This window comes from Pseudomonas sp. LBUM920, assembly GCF_003852315.1.
GTDB lineage: Bacteria > Pseudomonadota > Gammaproteobacteria > Pseudomonadales > Pseudomonadaceae > Aquipseudomonas.
In genome coordinates, this window is record NZ_CP027762.1 from 5,228,740 (window position 1) to 5,243,891 (window position 15,152).

The 15,152-nt window shown below is 59.3% G+C and carries 17 protein-coding genes and 1 tRNA gene; 3 read left to right on the plus strand and 15 right to left on the minus strand.

Features of this window, described 5'->3' with window-relative positions; genetic code table 11:
• The first annotated feature begins 23 nt into the window (after positions 1-23).
• Genes pstC through pstB form a run of 3 tightly spaced genes read left to right on the plus strand, consistent with a single transcriptional unit; the run spans position 24 to position 2,667 of the window.
• Positions 24-1,019 (plus strand): phosphate ABC transporter permease subunit PstC, encoded by a 996-nt coding sequence (gene pstC / locus C4J83_RS24170; protein ID WP_124418361.1) that lies wholly within the window; start codon positions 24-26, stop codon positions 1,017-1,019.
• Positions 1,016-1,888, plus strand: coding sequence for a phosphate ABC transporter permease PstA (gene pstA, locus C4J83_RS24175; RefSeq protein ID WP_106578392.1), 873 nt, complete (start codon positions 1,016-1,018; stop codon positions 1,886-1,888). The genes pstC and pstA overlap by 4 nt, the downstream gene beginning before the upstream one ends.
• On the plus strand, positions 1,888-2,667 hold the full coding sequence (gene pstB, locus C4J83_RS24180) for a phosphate ABC transporter ATP-binding protein PstB (RefSeq protein WP_106578391.1): 780 nt from the start codon (positions 1,888-1,890) through the stop codon (positions 2,665-2,667). Before pstA ends, pstB begins: the two co-directional genes overlap by 1 nt.
• Before the next feature lie 210 nt (positions 2,668-2,877).
• On the opposite strand, the gene C4J83_RS24185 is transcribed toward pstB, so the two are convergent.
• The 15 genes from C4J83_RS24185 to aspS form a co-directional block, all read right to left on the minus strand.
• Positions 2,878-2,953: transfer RNA gene (locus C4J83_RS24185), tRNA-Lys, on the minus strand.
• A gap of 63 nt (positions 2,954-3,016) precedes the next feature.
• On the minus strand, positions 3,017-3,694 hold the full coding sequence (queC, locus tag C4J83_RS24190) for a 7-cyano-7-deazaguanine synthase QueC (RefSeq protein WP_177416160.1): 678 nt from the start codon (positions 3,692-3,694) through the stop codon (positions 3,017-3,019).
• 1 nt (position 3,695) lies between these two features.
• Positions 3,696-4,343 carry a 7-carboxy-7-deazaguanine synthase QueE gene (gene queE / locus C4J83_RS24195; protein ID WP_124418363.1) on the minus strand — a complete coding sequence of 216 codons (648 nt, stop codon included), beginning with the start codon at positions 4,341-4,343 and terminating at the stop codon, positions 3,696-3,698.
• A 164-nt stretch (positions 4,344-4,507) separates the two neighbouring features.
• The gene (gene ybgF, locus C4J83_RS24200; protein ID WP_119736970.1) at positions 4,508-5,341 is read right to left on the minus strand and encodes a tol-pal system protein YbgF; all 834 of its coding nucleotides are present in this window, start codon (positions 5,339-5,341) and stop codon (positions 4,508-4,510) included.
• A gap of 6 nt (positions 5,342-5,347) precedes the next feature.
• Entirely contained in the window at positions 5,348-5,848 is a 501-nt protein-coding gene (gene pal / locus C4J83_RS24205; RefSeq protein WP_003209827.1) for a peptidoglycan-associated lipoprotein Pal, read from the minus strand.
• Between the two features lie 55 nt (positions 5,849-5,903).
• Complete coding sequence (gene tolB / locus C4J83_RS24210; protein ID WP_043205819.1) at positions 5,904-7,184, minus strand: Tol-Pal system beta propeller repeat protein TolB; 1,281 nt, start codon at positions 7,182-7,184, stop codon at positions 5,904-5,906.
• Between the two features lie 17 nt (positions 7,185-7,201).
• Positions 7,202-8,275, minus strand: a complete 1,074-nt coding sequence (gene tolA / locus C4J83_RS24215) for a cell envelope integrity protein TolA (protein WP_106578387.1) — start codon at positions 8,273-8,275, stop codon at positions 7,202-7,204.
• A complete protein-coding gene (tolR, locus tag C4J83_RS24220; protein WP_161630238.1) occupies positions 8,275-8,727 on the minus strand; it encodes a protein TolR in 453 nt (150 codons plus the stop codon). The genes tolA and tolR overlap by 1 nt, the downstream gene beginning before the upstream one ends.
• 23 nt (positions 8,728-8,750) lie before the next feature.
• Entirely contained in the window at positions 8,751-9,446 is a 696-nt protein-coding gene (gene tolQ / locus C4J83_RS24225) for a protein TolQ (RefSeq protein ID WP_003209819.1), read from the minus strand.
• A gap of 1 nt (position 9,447) precedes the next feature.
• Complete coding sequence (gene ybgC, locus C4J83_RS24230; protein WP_071484353.1) at positions 9,448-9,903, minus strand: tol-pal system-associated acyl-CoA thioesterase; 456 nt, start codon at positions 9,901-9,903, stop codon at positions 9,448-9,450.
• Positions 9,904-10,043: 140 nt separating this feature from the next.
• Positions 10,044-11,102: a Holliday junction branch migration DNA helicase RuvB gene (gene ruvB, locus C4J83_RS24235; RefSeq protein ID WP_003193867.1), complete on the minus strand. Its 1,059-nt coding sequence runs from the start codon at positions 11,100-11,102 to the stop codon at positions 10,044-10,046.
• Positions 11,103-11,714: a Holliday junction branch migration protein RuvA gene (gene ruvA / locus C4J83_RS24240; protein WP_025854761.1), complete on the minus strand. Its 612-nt coding sequence runs from the start codon at positions 11,712-11,714 to the stop codon at positions 11,103-11,105.
• Positions 11,715-11,781: 67 nt separating this feature from the next.
• A complete protein-coding gene (ruvC, locus tag C4J83_RS24245) occupies positions 11,782-12,306 on the minus strand; it encodes a crossover junction endodeoxyribonuclease RuvC (RefSeq protein ID WP_016975450.1) in 525 nt (174 codons plus the stop codon).
• A gap of 158 nt (positions 12,307-12,464) precedes the next feature.
• A complete protein-coding gene (locus tag C4J83_RS24250) occupies positions 12,465-13,211 on the minus strand; it encodes a YebC/PmpR family DNA-binding transcriptional regulator (protein ID WP_106578386.1) in 747 nt (248 codons plus the stop codon).
• 150 nt (positions 13,212-13,361) lie between these two features.
• The gene (gene aspS / locus C4J83_RS24255; RefSeq protein WP_056858570.1) at positions 13,362-15,137 is read right to left on the minus strand and encodes an aspartate--tRNA ligase; all 1,776 of its coding nucleotides are present in this window, start codon (positions 15,135-15,137) and stop codon (positions 13,362-13,364) included.
• Positions 15,138-15,152 lie beyond the last annotated feature (15 nt).

Genomic DNA, 15,152 nt, shown 5'->3' on the forward strand with positions numbered 1-15,152 from the left:
GGGAGGCGGTGAGCACATCTGATATGAACGACACCGTCCACCCGCTGGTTATGACTACTCACGCAGGCGAGACCGCGGGCGACCGTCGTGCCACCCGCGATCAACGCCACGACTTGTGGTTCAAACGCTCGATGTTCGGCGCAGCCATGCTGGTGTTGGTGCTGCTGGGTGCCATTGCGGCCTCGACCCTGTGGGGCGGTGGCCTGGCGTTCAAGACCTTTGGTTGGAGCTTTATCACCAGCACCGAATGGGATGCGGTGAACAACCACTTTGGTGCTGTGGTGCCGATTTACGGCACCTTGGTCACCTCGTTTCTGGCCTTGCTGATTGCGGTGCCGGTGAGTTTCGGCATTGCGATTTTTCTCACCGAAGTCGCGCCACCCTGGCTGAAGATGCCGGTCGCGTCGGCCATTGAACTGCTCGCCGGTATCCCCTCGATCATCTATGGGATGTGGGGCCTGTTCGTGTTCGGGCCGTTCATGGCCGAACACCTCTCGCCCTTGATCAATGACTACCTGGGTGCCCTGCCCTTTGTTGGCTCGCTGTTCCAGGGCCCGCCGTTGGGAATTGGCATGCTCACTGCTGGCATCGTGCTGGCGGTGATGATCATGCCGTTTATCACCTCGGTGATGCATGAGGTGTTTCGTAGTGTGCCCACGCCGTTGAAAGAATCGGCCTACGCGCTTGGCAGCACTACCTGGGAAGTGGTGTGGGACATCGTCTTGCCCTACACCCGTTCGGCCGTCGTAGGCGGGATTTTTCTCGCCTTGGGCCGCGCCCTTGGCGAGACCATGGCCGTGACCTTCGTACTGGGTAACGCGCAACAGTTTTCCGCGTCCCTGTTGATGCCCAGCAGCTCGATTGCCTCGGTCATCGCCAACGAATTCAGCGAAGCCTACACCGACCTGCATCGCTCCGCGCTGATCGCCTTGGGCTTCTTGCTGTTTATCGTGACATTCGTGGTGCTGGCACTGGCGCGCCTGATGCTGATGCGCCTGTCGCGTAAGGAAGGGTTATGAACACTCACGAACGCCTGTACCGCAAACGCGCGCTTAAAAACGCCGTGGCCATGTTCTTCAGTTGCGGCGCCACCGCCTTTGGCTTGCTGTGGCTGGCGTGGATACTGCTGACCACCCTCATCAATGGGTTTCAGGCGCTCAACCTGCGCCTGTTTACCCAGATGACTCCGCCACCCGGCACCGAAGGCGGACTGGCCAATGCGTTTTACGGCAGCGCGCTGATGTCCGGCATCGCGCTGTTGATCGGCACGCCCATCGGGCTGATGGCGGGAATCTGGCTGGCGGAGTTCGCCCGCCACTCGCGTCTGGGCACCACGGTGCGGTTTATCAACGACATCCTGCTGTCGGCGCCGTCGATTGTGCTGGGCCTGTTTATCTATACCGGCGTCATCCTGCCGCTGAACCTGCTGACCAACCATCAGGTCGGGTTTTCCGCCATCGCCGGCGCCCTGGCCCTGGCGTTATTGGTGATCCCGGTAGTGGTGCGCACCACCGATGAAATGCTCCAGCTGCAACCTTCGACCATGCGCGAAGCAGCCTTGGCATTGGGTGTACCGCAATGGAAGCTGACGCTGCAGATTGTGTTGAGAGCGGCCAAGGCCGGCGTCGTCACCGGCATCCTGCTCGCCCTGGCGCGGATCACCGGGGAAACCGCGCCCTTGCTGTTCACCGCCTTCGGCAATCAGTTCTGGAGCAGCAACCTGCTCAAGCCGATTGCCAGCGTACCCGTGGTTATTTTCCAGTACGCCATGAGCCCGTTCGATGACTGGCACGCGCTCGCCTGGGCGGGTGCACTGGTGCTGACGCTGTTCGTGCTGGTGCTGAGCCTGACATCCCGCCTGATTCTTTTACGCAATAGGTCTCACTGATGGACGCCACCGGCATTGCTCACGAAAAAACCAAAATCCAGGTGCGCGGGTTGGAGTTTTTCTACAACAACCAGCGCTCGCTGAACGCCATCGACATTGATATCCCGGAAAAACGTATCACCGCCATCATCGGCCCTTCAGGCTGCGGCAAATCCACCTTGCTGCGCGTGTTCAACCGCATCTACTCGATGTACCCCAAGCAGGAAGCCCGTGGCGAAGTGCTGCTCAACGGCGAAAACATCCTCGCTCCCGGCTACTCGATGAATCGCCTGCGCAGCCACGTGGGCATGGTGTTCCAAAAGCCGGTGCCGTTTCCGATGTCGATCTACGACAACATCGCCTACGCCGTGCGCCACCACGAAAAACTTTCCCGCCGCGAAATGAACGATCGCGTCGAACAAGCCCTGCGCGGCGGCGCCCTGTGGGATGAGGTGAAAGACAAACTCAACCAGAGCGCACAGAGCCTCTCCGGTGGCCAGCAACAGCGACTGTGCATCGCACGCACCATCGCGCTGCGCCCGCAAGTGTTGCTGCTGGACGAGCCGACCTCAGCGCTCGACCCCATTTCCACCGGGCGCATCGAGCAATTGATTACGGAATTGAAGACGCAGTACACGGTGATCATCGTGACCCACAACATGCAGCAGGCCGCACGGGTGTCGGACAACACCGCGTTCATGTTCATGGGGGAATTGATTGAGTACGGCAAGACCGACCAGATCTTTACCACGCCGAAGATGAAGCAGACTGAGGACTACATTACCGGGCGGTTTGGCTAACCGCTCGGCGTGGCAAAGCATTGGGGGCTTGGTGGCAGGCTCAGCCCGAGCGGGCTGGGTTTACCTATTGATCGATGCACAGGCTGCGATAAGTCTGTATGCCAAGGGCTCGCAGTAGAGCCTGGCGTCGCAAGGCCCAAATCACAGGCAAAAAAAAACCCGGAAATCCTCACTTGCGTGGGCCTTCCGGATTTTCTAAACCGCCAAAAATGGTGGGTCGTGTGGGATTCGAACCTACGACCAATTGGTTAAAAGCCAACTGCTCTACCAACTGAGCTAACGACCCGCTGTGTGGTGGCGCGTATAATACTGATTTCTAAGGATTATTCAACACCTTATTTTAAATAAATCAGAAATAACGCGTGGGGTCAGTAATTCCGGCCGCTTGGAAGCCTTCTGCGCGCAGTCGGCAGGCGTCGCATTTCCCACATGCACGGCCGTCATCGTCTGCCTGGTAGCAGGAAACAGTCAGCGTGTAATCGACGCCAAGTGCTACACCAGTCTTCACAATGTCCGCCTTGGTCATGTTCTGCAGCGGCGCCTGAATATGGAAGCCCTGCCCCTCTACGCCGGCCTTGGTGGCCAGGTTGGCCATGCGCTCGAATGACTCGACGTACGCTGGTCGGCAGTCTGGATAGCCGTTGTAGTCCAGCGCGTTGACACCGATGAAGATGTCGCGCGCATTCAATACTTCAGCCCAACCAAGCGCCAGAGACAGAAATACGGTGTTGCGCGCTGGCACATAGGTCAGCGGAATGCCTTCACTGGGCGCCTCGGGCACGGCAATGCTGCTGTCGGTGAGCGCGGACCCGCCGATGCCATTGAGGTTGAGACCGATCACCTTATGCTCGACCACGCCCATGTCACGGGCCACGCGCGCGGCGGCGTTCAGCTCGGCGCGGTGGCGCTGGCCGTAGTCGAAGCTCAGGGTGTAGCAGTTGAAGCCTTGGGCGCGGACCATGGCCACCAGGGTGGCCGAGTCCAGACCGCCGGAAAGCAGGATGACTGCACGCTTTTGATCAGCCATGTCAGCGCCCCGGCTCGTCATTCCACAGGTATTTGTGCAGCTGCAACTGCAGGCGCACCGGCAGGTTGTCCGCCACCACCCAGTCAGCCAGTTCGCGAGCGTTCAGGTCGTGATGGCTGGGAGAGAACAGCACCTCGCCTGCACGACGGTCCAGCCCGTACTGGATCAGCTTGGAAGCCGCCCAGTCATAATCGTCGCGGGAACAGATCACGAACTTGACCTGGTCATTGGCGGTCAGCAGGTCCATGTTGGCGTACAGATTGCGGTGCGCTTCTTTGGAGCCAGGGGTCTTGAGGTCGACCACACGGCTGACGCGCGGATCCACGGCCGAGATGTCCAGGGCGCCGCTGGTTTCGAGTGAAACCTCGTAACCGGCGTCACACAGCCGCTTGAGCAGCGCGATGGCATTGGGCTGGGCCAGGGGTTCGCCGCCCGTCACACAGACGTAGCGCGGCTTGAAACCGGCAACCTGCTCGATGATGTTGTCCAGGGTGCGCACGGTGCCGCCGCTGAAGGCGTAGGCGCTGTCACAGTATTGGCAACGCAAGGGGCAGCCGGTCAGCCGTACAAATACAGTCGGCAGGCCAGCAGTGCGCGTTTCACCCTGTAACGAGTAAAAAACTTCGGTAATACGTAATGTGTCTTGCATAGTCGCCACGGGCGTAACAGCTAAACAGGCTGTCCGCCTCCGTCAGGCACTTCAAGGAATTGCGCAAACGCGTAAACCCCAGGAAGCGTGTTTCATAAAAGGGCGTGGATTCTAACGAAAAAACCCGCGCCAGGCGCGGGTTTCTTCTAAACGGGAAGCATCGCTTACAAGCGCTGCAGATCCCGCTGTGCCAACTGGGCAGCGGAGGTACCCGGATACTGGGCAACCACCTGCTGCAGAATGCCTTTGACCTTGTCGGTGTGACCTAGGCGGCGTTCTACGTCAGCGAGTTTGTACAGCGAATCAGGCACCTTGGCGTGCTTTGGGTAAAGCTGGCTGACCTTGGCAAAAGCCTGGCCTGCACCTTGCAAATCACCCTTGGCCAAGTTGACCTCGCCCAACCAGTACTGGGCATTGCCCGCGTATTGGCTGTTCGGGTATTTGCGCAGGAATGCGGTAAAGGCCTGGCTGGCCTTATCGAAATCCTTGGCTTTGATCAGGTCGAAGGCTGCATCGTAATACAGCTTTTCCTTCGCCGGATCACCCGGTTCGCTGCTGGCGGCAGGGGCTTGGCTTGCCGCCGCGGCCCCTGCTGCTGCACCACCGGCGGCGCTTGGTGCGCCACCGGCAGAAGAATTATCAGGAGTGGCGGCAGGTGTAACGCCGGCTCCAATGCGTCGGTCAAGATCCTGGTAACGCTCCAGGCCTTCTTGCTTAAGCTGGTTCACTTGATTCTGCAGCACTTCAATCGTGCCTTGTTGCTGCGACAATTGATCCTGCATGCGTTGCAGCTGGTTGAACAGTTCGCCCTGTGCCGAGGGAGCGGACGTAGCCGCTCCCCCAGCATAGGCGCCGTTCGTGCCATAACCCGCTGGCGGATAACTGCTCCCGCTATTGTTATAGCCAGAGTTGCTATCTTCCACAGGAACCGCAGCCCACACCGCAAGCGGTGCGAGGCTGAGAGCCAATACAGTTAGAGCACGACGGCACGTTCGCATGACGAATTACTTACGCAGTTCGACGCGACGGTTTTGAGCCCAGGACTGCTCGTCGTGGCCAGTAGCAACTGGACGCTCTTTACCGTAGGAAACCAGTTCCAGTTGGCCTGGAGCAACACCTTGCAGTACCAGGTAGCGCTGAACGGCTTTCGCACGACGCTCGCCCAGTGCCATGTTGTACTCACGAGTACCACGTTCGTCAGTGTTACCTTCCAGAACAACGCGAGCGCCGTTAGCTTTCAGGTCCTTCGCGTGAACGTCCAGAGCGCGCATGGCTTCTGGCTTCAGGTCCGAACTGTCGTATTCGAAGTAGAAAGTGGTGATAGCGCGCAGAGCAGCTTCTTCGCTCAGGGAGCCGTCAACTGCACCAGTGTTAGCGCCGTAACCAGCGTTTGGATCAACAGCTGCGCCTTCACCGGCATTGTCGCCGCCTTTAGACGAGCAACCAACGGCTACGGACAGAGCCAGAGCCAGAGCAGCAAACTTACCAAACTTCAGCATTTCCATCGTGAAACTCCTAATGAACCCCAGTGTGTTAAGTACTTCTTTTTGTAGCGCCGCGTCAGTTCAGGTAAGGGGACCAGGACGGTTCTCTGACTTCGCCTTGAGCGGTAGGAAGCGGGAGCCTTACGCGTCCATTAATGGACACGAGCATCAAGACTCCCCGGCCCTGCTGGCGGGTGGCGTAGATTACCATGGTGCCGTTGGGCGCAACAGTAGCTGACTCATCAAGGTTGGTATCTGTGAGGATTTTTACGGTTCCGCGCTGCAAATCCTGGGCCGCAACCCGGAAATTAGTGAAACCATCCTGACGGTGAATCATCACCAACGTCTTTTCATCGGCCGAAAGCTTAGGATTGGCATTGTAGTTACCAATAAAGGTCACGCGTTCTGCGCCACCGCCATTCACGTTCGCTTTATAAACTTGTGGCTTGCCGCCACGGTCGGAGGTGAAGTAGATGGTCGAGCCATCCTTACCCCAGAACGGTTCGGTGTTGATGCCCGGGCCGCTGGTAACACGGCTGATCTGGCGCGAAGCCATGTTCATCACGTAGATGTCCGGGTTGCCGTCCTTGGAGAGCACGAACGCCAGGCGCGAACCATCCGGCGACCAGGCTGGTGCACCGTTGAGGCCTTCGAAGTTGGTGATCTGCTCGCGACGACCTGTATCGATATGCTGAACAAAGATACGTGGACGGCGCTGCTCGAACGATACGTAGGCAATACGCTTGCCGTCCGGCGCAAAGCGCGGCGACAGGATTGGCTCACGCGATTGCAGCAAGGTTACAGCGCGTGCGCCGTCGTAGTCCGAACGCTGCAAAGTGTAACGAGTGTTGTCTACAGAGAAACGCTCAGCCGTTACATAAAGCAGACGTGTCGAGAAAGCACCCTTGATACCGGTCAGCTTTTCAAACGACTGGTCCGAGATGTAGTGCGCCATGTCCCGCAGTTGTTCGGCGGTGCCCGATACGCTGCCGGTCAAGACCTGCTGCTCGGTGGCCACGTTGAACAACGTGTACTGGATCTGCAGGCGACCGCCGGCCGGCGTGATGTTGCCGACCATCAGGTACTGGGCGCCCACCGCCTTCCAGTCACGGAACACAACTTCGCTGGCCTGGTTAGGCTGGCTGATCATGTTGCCTTTCGGAATCGGCGCGTAGTAACCGGAGTTGCGCAGGTCGTCACTGACGATCTGGGCCATGTCGTCCGGCAGCACGCTGCCGCCCTGCCAGCCGAACGGTACTACGGCAATCGGGGTGGCCCGATCGCTACCGCTGGTAACCAGGATGTTCTTTTCATCCGCCGCCGCTATCCCTGCCATACAGCAAATAACGACAAGCATTCCTCGAAGAAGGTTTCTCACAAGGCTAGATCCTCAGGTGTGAATGTCATCTTGAATGAACGATAGGGAGCGAAGTCGCTTGGTTTCATTCCCTGCATCTCGGTCAACCGGCCAATGTTCTTGACCGCGGCAACCGCCGAACTGTCGAACGAACCGTCACCACTGGACTTGGCCACGCTGACCGAAGTCACCGTACCGTCCGGCAACATGCCGATCTGCAGCACTACTGTCATGCCTTTGCGTGCCGAAGGTGGACGTGTCCAGCCTTCCGCTGCCCGTGCCCGAATCAGGTCGTCGAAACTGCCCGCGACTTCATCACCACGTTCATCGGCCAAGGCTTGCTGACGCTGCGGCGTGTCGGAAAGCAAATCTGCCAAGGCCTGGGCCTTTTTCTCTTCGGCGGATTTACGTGCTGCTTCCTGGGCCTTTTTCTTGCTGGCGTCGGCGGCAGCTTTCTTCTTCGCGTCGTCGGCGACTTTCTTCTTCGCCTCGTCTGCTTCAGCTTTTTTCTTGGCGTCTTCGGCGGCTTTCTTCTTCGCGTCTTCGACTATCTTTTTCTTGGCGTCTTCAGCGGCCTTTTTCTTGGCCTCTTCTTCGGCAGCTTTTTTGGCTTCTTCTTCAGACTTCTTTTTAGCTATATCAGCCAATTGTTTCTCTTCGGCTTTTTTAGCTTCGGCAGCTTTATCGGCTTTTTTGGCTTCATCAGCCTTTTTCGCCTCGTCAGCTTTCTTGGCTTCGTCAGCCTTTTTCGATTCCTCGGCCTTTTGAGCCGCCTCTTCTTTCTTTTGTTCCGCAGCAGCCTTCACCGCTTCCTGCTCGACCTTCTTCTGTTCCATCTGTTCGACTTCAGTCTGGCGCGCAGCCGACTTCTGGGCCTCACCCGCAATCTTTTGATTGGTCTGGGTGGTGGCCTGACTTTTCGATTTCAGCTGATACAGGGTCGCCTGCACGATCGGCTTGGCTGGCGGCAAGTCCGGGGTCATGGCAAAGCTGACGAACAGCATGCCAAACACCAGGACGTGCAGGGCAATTGCCCAGACGCTAGGCCAGAAGTAGCTTTCCGAGGCGGACGGCTCTCGCTGTTGCTGCATCAGGGCGCCTCGGTAATCAAGCCAACGTTACCCACGCCGGCCTTCTGCAGCCCACCCATGGCGCCCATGACGGAACCATAGTCGACCACTTTGTCGCCGCGAATGAACACCTGGGTGTGCTTGCCGCCTTCGTTGCCGGACCGGATGATCTTGGTCACGGCATCGGTCATCTGCGGCAAGGTCATGGCCTTGTCCTGCTGTTTCTGAGTGTCGACTTCGCTGCCAAGGTTCCAGTAATAGGTCTTGTCAGCCTTGATCGAAATGGTCAGGACCTGAGTGTTGTTGTCTTGCGGCAAGGCTTCGCTGGAAACCTTGGGCAGATCAACCTTCACGCCCTGATTGAGCATCGGCGCGGTCACCATGAAGATGACCAGCAGCACCAACATCACGTCGATGTAAGGCACTACGTTCATCTCGGCGACCGGCTTGCGCTTTTTGCGAGCTCGAGCGATTAAAGCCATTGGGAATTACCTGCTTATTCTTCGCTGGTGTGCACTTTACGGTGCAGGATCGCCTGGAATTCGTCGGCGAAGGTGTAGTAACGGCTGATCAAGGTCTCGCCGCGCGCGGCAAAACGGTTGTAGGCAATTACTGCGGGGATAGCAGCGAACAAGCCGATCGCGGTAGCGATCAGGGCTTCGGCGATACCCGGGGCCACGGTGGCCAGGGTCGCTTGCTGGGCCTGAGCCAGGCCACGGAAGGAGTTCATGATGCCCCACACCGTACCGAACAGGCCGATATACGGGCTCACGGAACCGACGGTGGCGAGAAACGGCAGGCTCTGCTCCAGCTTCTCTTCTTCGCGGGAAATCGCGACGCGCATGGCACGGGCCACGCCTTCCATGACTGCTTCCGGGTCAACGCCCGGTTGCTGACGCAGGCGGGAGAACTCCTTGAAGCCAGCGCGGAAGATCTGCTCGACGCCCGAATCCGGGTCCGGGTTGCTGCCGGCCTGGCGGTACAGCTTGGACAGGTCGATACCCGACCAGAAGCGCTCTTCGAAGCTCTCCAGGGCACGTCGACCGGCACGCAGCAAATTGCTGCGCTGAAAAATCATGACCCAAGAGGTAACCGATGCGGCTACCAGGACCAGCATCACCAGTTGAACCACGACACTGGCATTGCTGACCAGGCTCCACATGGAGGAATGGTCGACGACGGTAGGTTCCACGCTAAATCTCCTGCTTTGATTGTTTACCCGCGCCGCTTACGCCGGCAAAGGCCGCACGTAGAGCTTCGGGAATGGCCCGGGGTTTCAAACTATTGGTGCGCACACAGGCCACCAGGAACTGCCCCTCACAGAGCAGCGTTGCATCCGTTGCCCGCCTGACTTGCTGTTTAAAGCGCAGGCTGACACGGTTCAATTCGATTACTTCAGCGCTGACCAGCAACTCGTCGTCCAATCGCGCCGGTGCGTGATAACGCGCCTCGCTGGAATGCACGACGAATAACAGGTCCTCCCCTGCCAGCTGGGATTGGGCAAAGCCCAGCTCCCGTAGCCGCTCGGTTCGAGCCCGCTCCATGAACTTGAGGTAGTTGACGTAATAAACGATGCCGCCGGCATCGGTGTCCTCGTAATAAACGCGACAGCGATGTGCGAACGACTGATCCCCGTTTTGCGCGCGCATACTCTAGTGCTTACTCCTCAGGTTGCCAATCCGGCTGGGCAACTGTTTTTTCCATTCTCTGAAACATTTGCAGCAACTGAATGACGCTACCAGCCACTAGGACAGCACAAACATCAGATAAATCGACTGACGTGAGCTTTTTAATCGTCCACTGCATCCAGGAATTCGTCTACTACAGGCATCTCGCCCAATCGTGACGGAATGTTTAACCCGAAGTGCAAATAAGCATGACGCGTCACCACCCGCCCCCTTGGCGTGCGCATGATGTACCCCTGCTGGATCAGGTACGGTTCCAGCACATCCTCAATGGTATGACGCTCCTCGCTGATCGCCGCCGCCAGGCTGTCCACACCCACCGGGCCGCCGTCGAACTTCTCGATCATGGTCAAGAGTAGACGTCGATCCTGGTGGTCGAAGCCATGTTCGTCCACATCCAGCAGGTTCAACGCCAAATCGGCCACGGCCTTGGTGATATGACCCTTGGCGCGCACTTCAGCAAAATCGCGCACACGTCGCAATAAACGGTTGGCAATCCGCGGCGTGCCCCGCGCTCGACGGGCGATTTCAAAGGCGCCTTCCGGGTCGAGCGGCAAGCCAAGAATACTCGCCGAACGACTGACAATCGTCGCCAGGTCTGCGGTGCTATAGAACTCTAGACGTTGAACAATGCCGAAACGGTCTCGCAGCGGGTTGGTCAGCATGCCCGCGCGGGTGGTCGCGCCCACCAGGGTGAACGGCGGCAGGTCGAGCTTGATCGAGCGGGCCGCCGGGCCTTCGCCGATCATAATGTCGAGCTGGAAGTCTTCCATGGCCGGGTACAGCACTTCTTCGACGATGGGCGACAACCGGTGAATCTCGTCGATAAACAGCACATCGTGCGGTTCAAGGTTGGTCAGCAGGGCCGCCAGATCACCCGGACGCTCCAGCACCGGGCCGGAGGTGGACTTGATCGACACGCCCATTTCCTGGGCGATGATGTTCGCCAGCGTGGTTTTACCCAGCCCCGGCGGGCCGAAGATCAAGGTGTGGTCCAGGGACTCGCTGCGCCCGCGCGCGGCCTGGATGAACAACTCCATCTGCTCGCGCACGGTGGGCTGGCCGATGTATTCGGCCAGGCTCAGCGGGCGGATGGCCCGGTCCTGGACTTCTTCACGGTCGCGCGGGCCAGTGGCCGCGATCAGACGATCAGCTTCAATCACTTAAATCATTCCCTTCAGGGCTCGGCGGATCATGTCTTCGCTGCTCAGGTTCTTGTCCTTGATGGCCGATACGGCTTTGCTCGCTTCCTGAGGCTTGTAGCCCAGGGAGATCAACGCGCTGACCGCATCGCTCTCGGCGCTGGCGACCTGGCCTGCCGGCATGTCCGGCTGGTTCGGCACCAGGGCAAACATGCTCGGCACCACTTCCCAGGCCTTGAAGCGGTCCTTGAGTTCTACCAGCAGGCGCTCGGCGGTTTTCTTGCCGACGCCCGGCACCTTGGTCAACGCCGAAGTGTCCTGGGCCGACACCGCGCGCACCAGCTCATCGACTTCCAGGCTCGACATCAATGCCAGCGCGAGCTTTGGCCCTACGCCATTCAGGCGAATCAACTCGCGGAAAAAGTCGCGGTCGCGCTTGCCAATGAAACCGTAGAGCAGTTGCGCGTCTTCCCGTACCACCAGATGGGTGTGCAGGGTCAGCGGCTCGCCGACCGACGGTAGGCGATACAGGGTGGTCATGGGCACTTCCAGCTCATACCCCAACCCATTCACATCCAGAATCAGGTGCGGCGGCTGTTTCTCAGCCAGGGTGCCGCGCAAGCGTCCAATCACGGTTCAGATCCTTAAAGCTTGGGGTCAGATCGAGGCCTGACCGGAAATAACGATTGCGCTGATGCTATCAGAGACGCAGCCGGCCGCCACGACTGCGTGCCGTGCCCAAGCCGTGCGGCAGCAAGCTTGAGCGCGTGTGCGCATGGCAAATGGCAATGGCCAGGGCGTCGGAGGCGTCGATTTGCGGTTTTGAGGTGAGCTTGAGCATGTGCATGACCATCATCTGCACCTGCTCCTTATTCGCCGCACCGGTGCCGACCACAGCCTGTTTGACCTGGGTCGCAGTGTACTCGGCGATTTCCATGCCCTCCTCCGCGCCGGCAACAATCGCGGCGCCACGGGCCTGGCCAAGCTTGAGCGCAGAGTCGGCGTTTTTGGCCATGAACACCTTTTCGATGCCCATGGTCACCGGGCCGTAGGTCTGGATCACTTCACGCACGCCGCGGTAGACAATCTGCAGGCGCTCGGCCAACTCGCCCGCGCCGGTACGGATGCAGCCCGAGGCGACGTAGACGCAGCCGCGCGGGGTCTGTTGCACCACGCCAAAACCGGTGATGCGCGAACCGGGGTCGATACCTAGGATTAAAGTCATAACGCCTGCGGGTTGGGTAAAAACAATTTTTGATACAGAGAAGCTCTAATGTGGGAGCGGGCTTGCTCGCGAAAGCGATGTGTCAGTCAACTCATATGCTGACTGATACACCGCTTTCGCGAGCAAGCCCGCTCCCACATTTTGATCTACATCGCCCTTCAGCCTAGCTGCTCGGCCACAGACTCAGGGATGTCGGCGTTCGAGTACACGTTCTGCACGTCATCCAGGTCTTCAAGCATATCCAGCATCTTCAGCACTTTCTGCGCGCCGTCCAGGTCCAGTTCGGCGCTGGTGGTCGGCAGCATCACGATTTCCGCGTCAGTGCCTTTGAAACCTGCCGCTTCCAGCGCGTTGCGCACCGCATAGAAGCCGGCAAACGAGGTGAACACGTCGATAGAACCGTCTTCGTTGGTCACCACGTCGTCGGCGTCAGCCTCCATCGCAGCTTCCATCAGCGCGTCTTCATCCGTACCCGGCGCAAAGGTAATCTGCCCCTTGCGCTCGAACAGGTAGGCCACCGAACCGTCGGTGCCCAGGTTGCCGCCGCATTTGCTGAACGCATGGCGCACGGCTGCCGCAGTACGGTTGCGGTTGTCGGTCATGCACTCGACCATCACCGCCACGCCGCCCGGGCCGTAGCCTTCGTAGCTCAGTTCGACCATGTCGTCGGTGTCGGCGGCGCCGGCACCACGGGCCACGGCGCGGTCGATGATATCGCGGCTCATGTTCGCGCCCAGAGCCTTGTCCAGCGCCAGGCGCAGACGCGGGTTGGAGCCCGGGTCACCACCGCCTTGGCGGGCAGCGACGGTCAGCTCGCGAATCCACTTGGTGAAGATCTTGCCTTTCTTGGCATCCTGACGCTCTTTGCGGTGCTTGATGTTCGCCCACTTGGAATGGCCAGCCATAACACAACTCCGAAATTCTCTAGAAACCTTATCAATCCCGCCCCAGGCAGGATTTCCCTCTTGAAAGCACAACCCTTGTAACGCAAAGGCGCATCCGAAGATGCGCCTTTTTAGACTGCGTAAACCTCAGTGCGCTTCCACGCAGCAGCCTTACTCAGCCTTTGGCGTCTCGCGCAGACGGATGTGCAACTCGCGCAGCGCCTTGGCATCCACCACGCCCGGAGCCTGGGTCATTACGTCCGCAGCACTCTGGGTTTTCGGGAAGGCGATCACTTCACGGATCGACTGGGCGCCGGTCATCAGCATCACCAGACGGTCCAGACCGAATGCCAGGCCACCGTGCGGCGGCGCGCCGTACTTCAGGGCATCGAGCAGGAAGCCGAATTTCTCTTCCTGTTCGGCTTCGTTGATGCCCAACAGGCGGAACACCGCTTGTTGCATTTCTTTGCGGTGGATACGGATCGAACCGCCACCCAGCTCGGTGCCGTTCAAGACCATGTCATAGGCACGCGACAGCGCGCCTGCCGGGTTGGCTTCCAACTCTTCAGGCGAGCACTTCGGCGCAGTGAACGGGTGGTGCAAGGCGCTGAAGCTGCCGTCGTCGTTCTCTTCGAACATCGGGAAGTCGACGACCCACATCGGTGCCCACTTGCAGGTCAGCAGGTCCAGGTCGTGGCCCAGCTTGATCCGCAGCGCGCCCAGGGCTTCGCTGACGATCTTGGCTTTGTCGGCGCCGAAGAACACGATGTCGCCGTCGACCGCACCAACGCGATCGAGGATCGCGTTCAGGTTGTCCAGCGGAATGTTCTTCACGATCGGCGATTGCAGACCGTCAACGCCATTGGCGCGCTCGTTGACTTTGATGTACGCCAGGCCCTTGGCACCGTAGATGCCGACGAACTTGGTGTAGTCGTCGATCTGCTTGCGCGGCATGCTCGCGCCGCCAGGCACGCGCAGGGCGGCGATGCGGCATTTAGGGTCGTTGGCCGGGCCGCTGAACACCTTGAAGTCAACTTCCTTGAGCTGGTCGGCCACGTCTACCAGTTCCAGCGGGATACGTAGGTCTGGCTTGTCGGAACCGTAGCGGCGCATGGCCTCTTCGAAGGTCATGTGCGGGAACTCGCCGAATTCCAGGTCCAGCACTTCCTTGAACAGGTTGCGGATCATTTGTTCGGTCAGGCCCATGATCTCTTTTTCATCGAGGAAGCTGGTCTCGATGTCGATCTGGGTGAATTCCGGCTGGCGGTCGGCGCGCAGGTCTTCGTCGCGAAAGCACTTGGCGATCTGGTAGTAACGGTCGAAGCCGGCCACCATCAGCAGTTGCTTGAACAGTTGCGGCGATTGCGGCAAGGCGAAGAAGGAACCGGCGTGGGTACGGCTCGGCACCAGGTAGTCACGCGCGCCTTCCGGAGTGGCCCGGGTGAGGATCGGCGTTTCGACGTCGAGGAAGCCGTTTTCGTCGAGGAAGCGGCGGATGCTGGTGGTCATGCGCGAACGCAGGCGCAGCTTCTCGGCCATTTCCGGACGACGCAGGTCCAGGAAGCGGTAGCGCAGGCGAGTTTCTTCGCCGACGTCGGAGTATTCGTTGAGCGGGAACGGCGGGGTTTCCGACTCGTTCAGCACTTCGAGCTCGTAGCCCAGCACTTCAATCGCGCCGGACGCCATGTTCGCGTTCACGGCACCGGCCGGACGCAGGCGAACCTTACCGGTAATTTTCACAACATATTCGCTGCGCACGCGGTCGGCGGCGGCGAAGCTTTCAGCGCGGTCCGGATCGAACACCACCTGGGCCAGACCATCACGATCACGGATATCGAGGAAGATCACCCCGCCGTGGTCACGGCGACGGTGAACCCATCCGCACAGGGTGATTTCCTGACCATCCAGGGTCTCGTTCAGTTGGCCGCAATAGTGGCTGCGCATCATGATAGTGGTTTCACT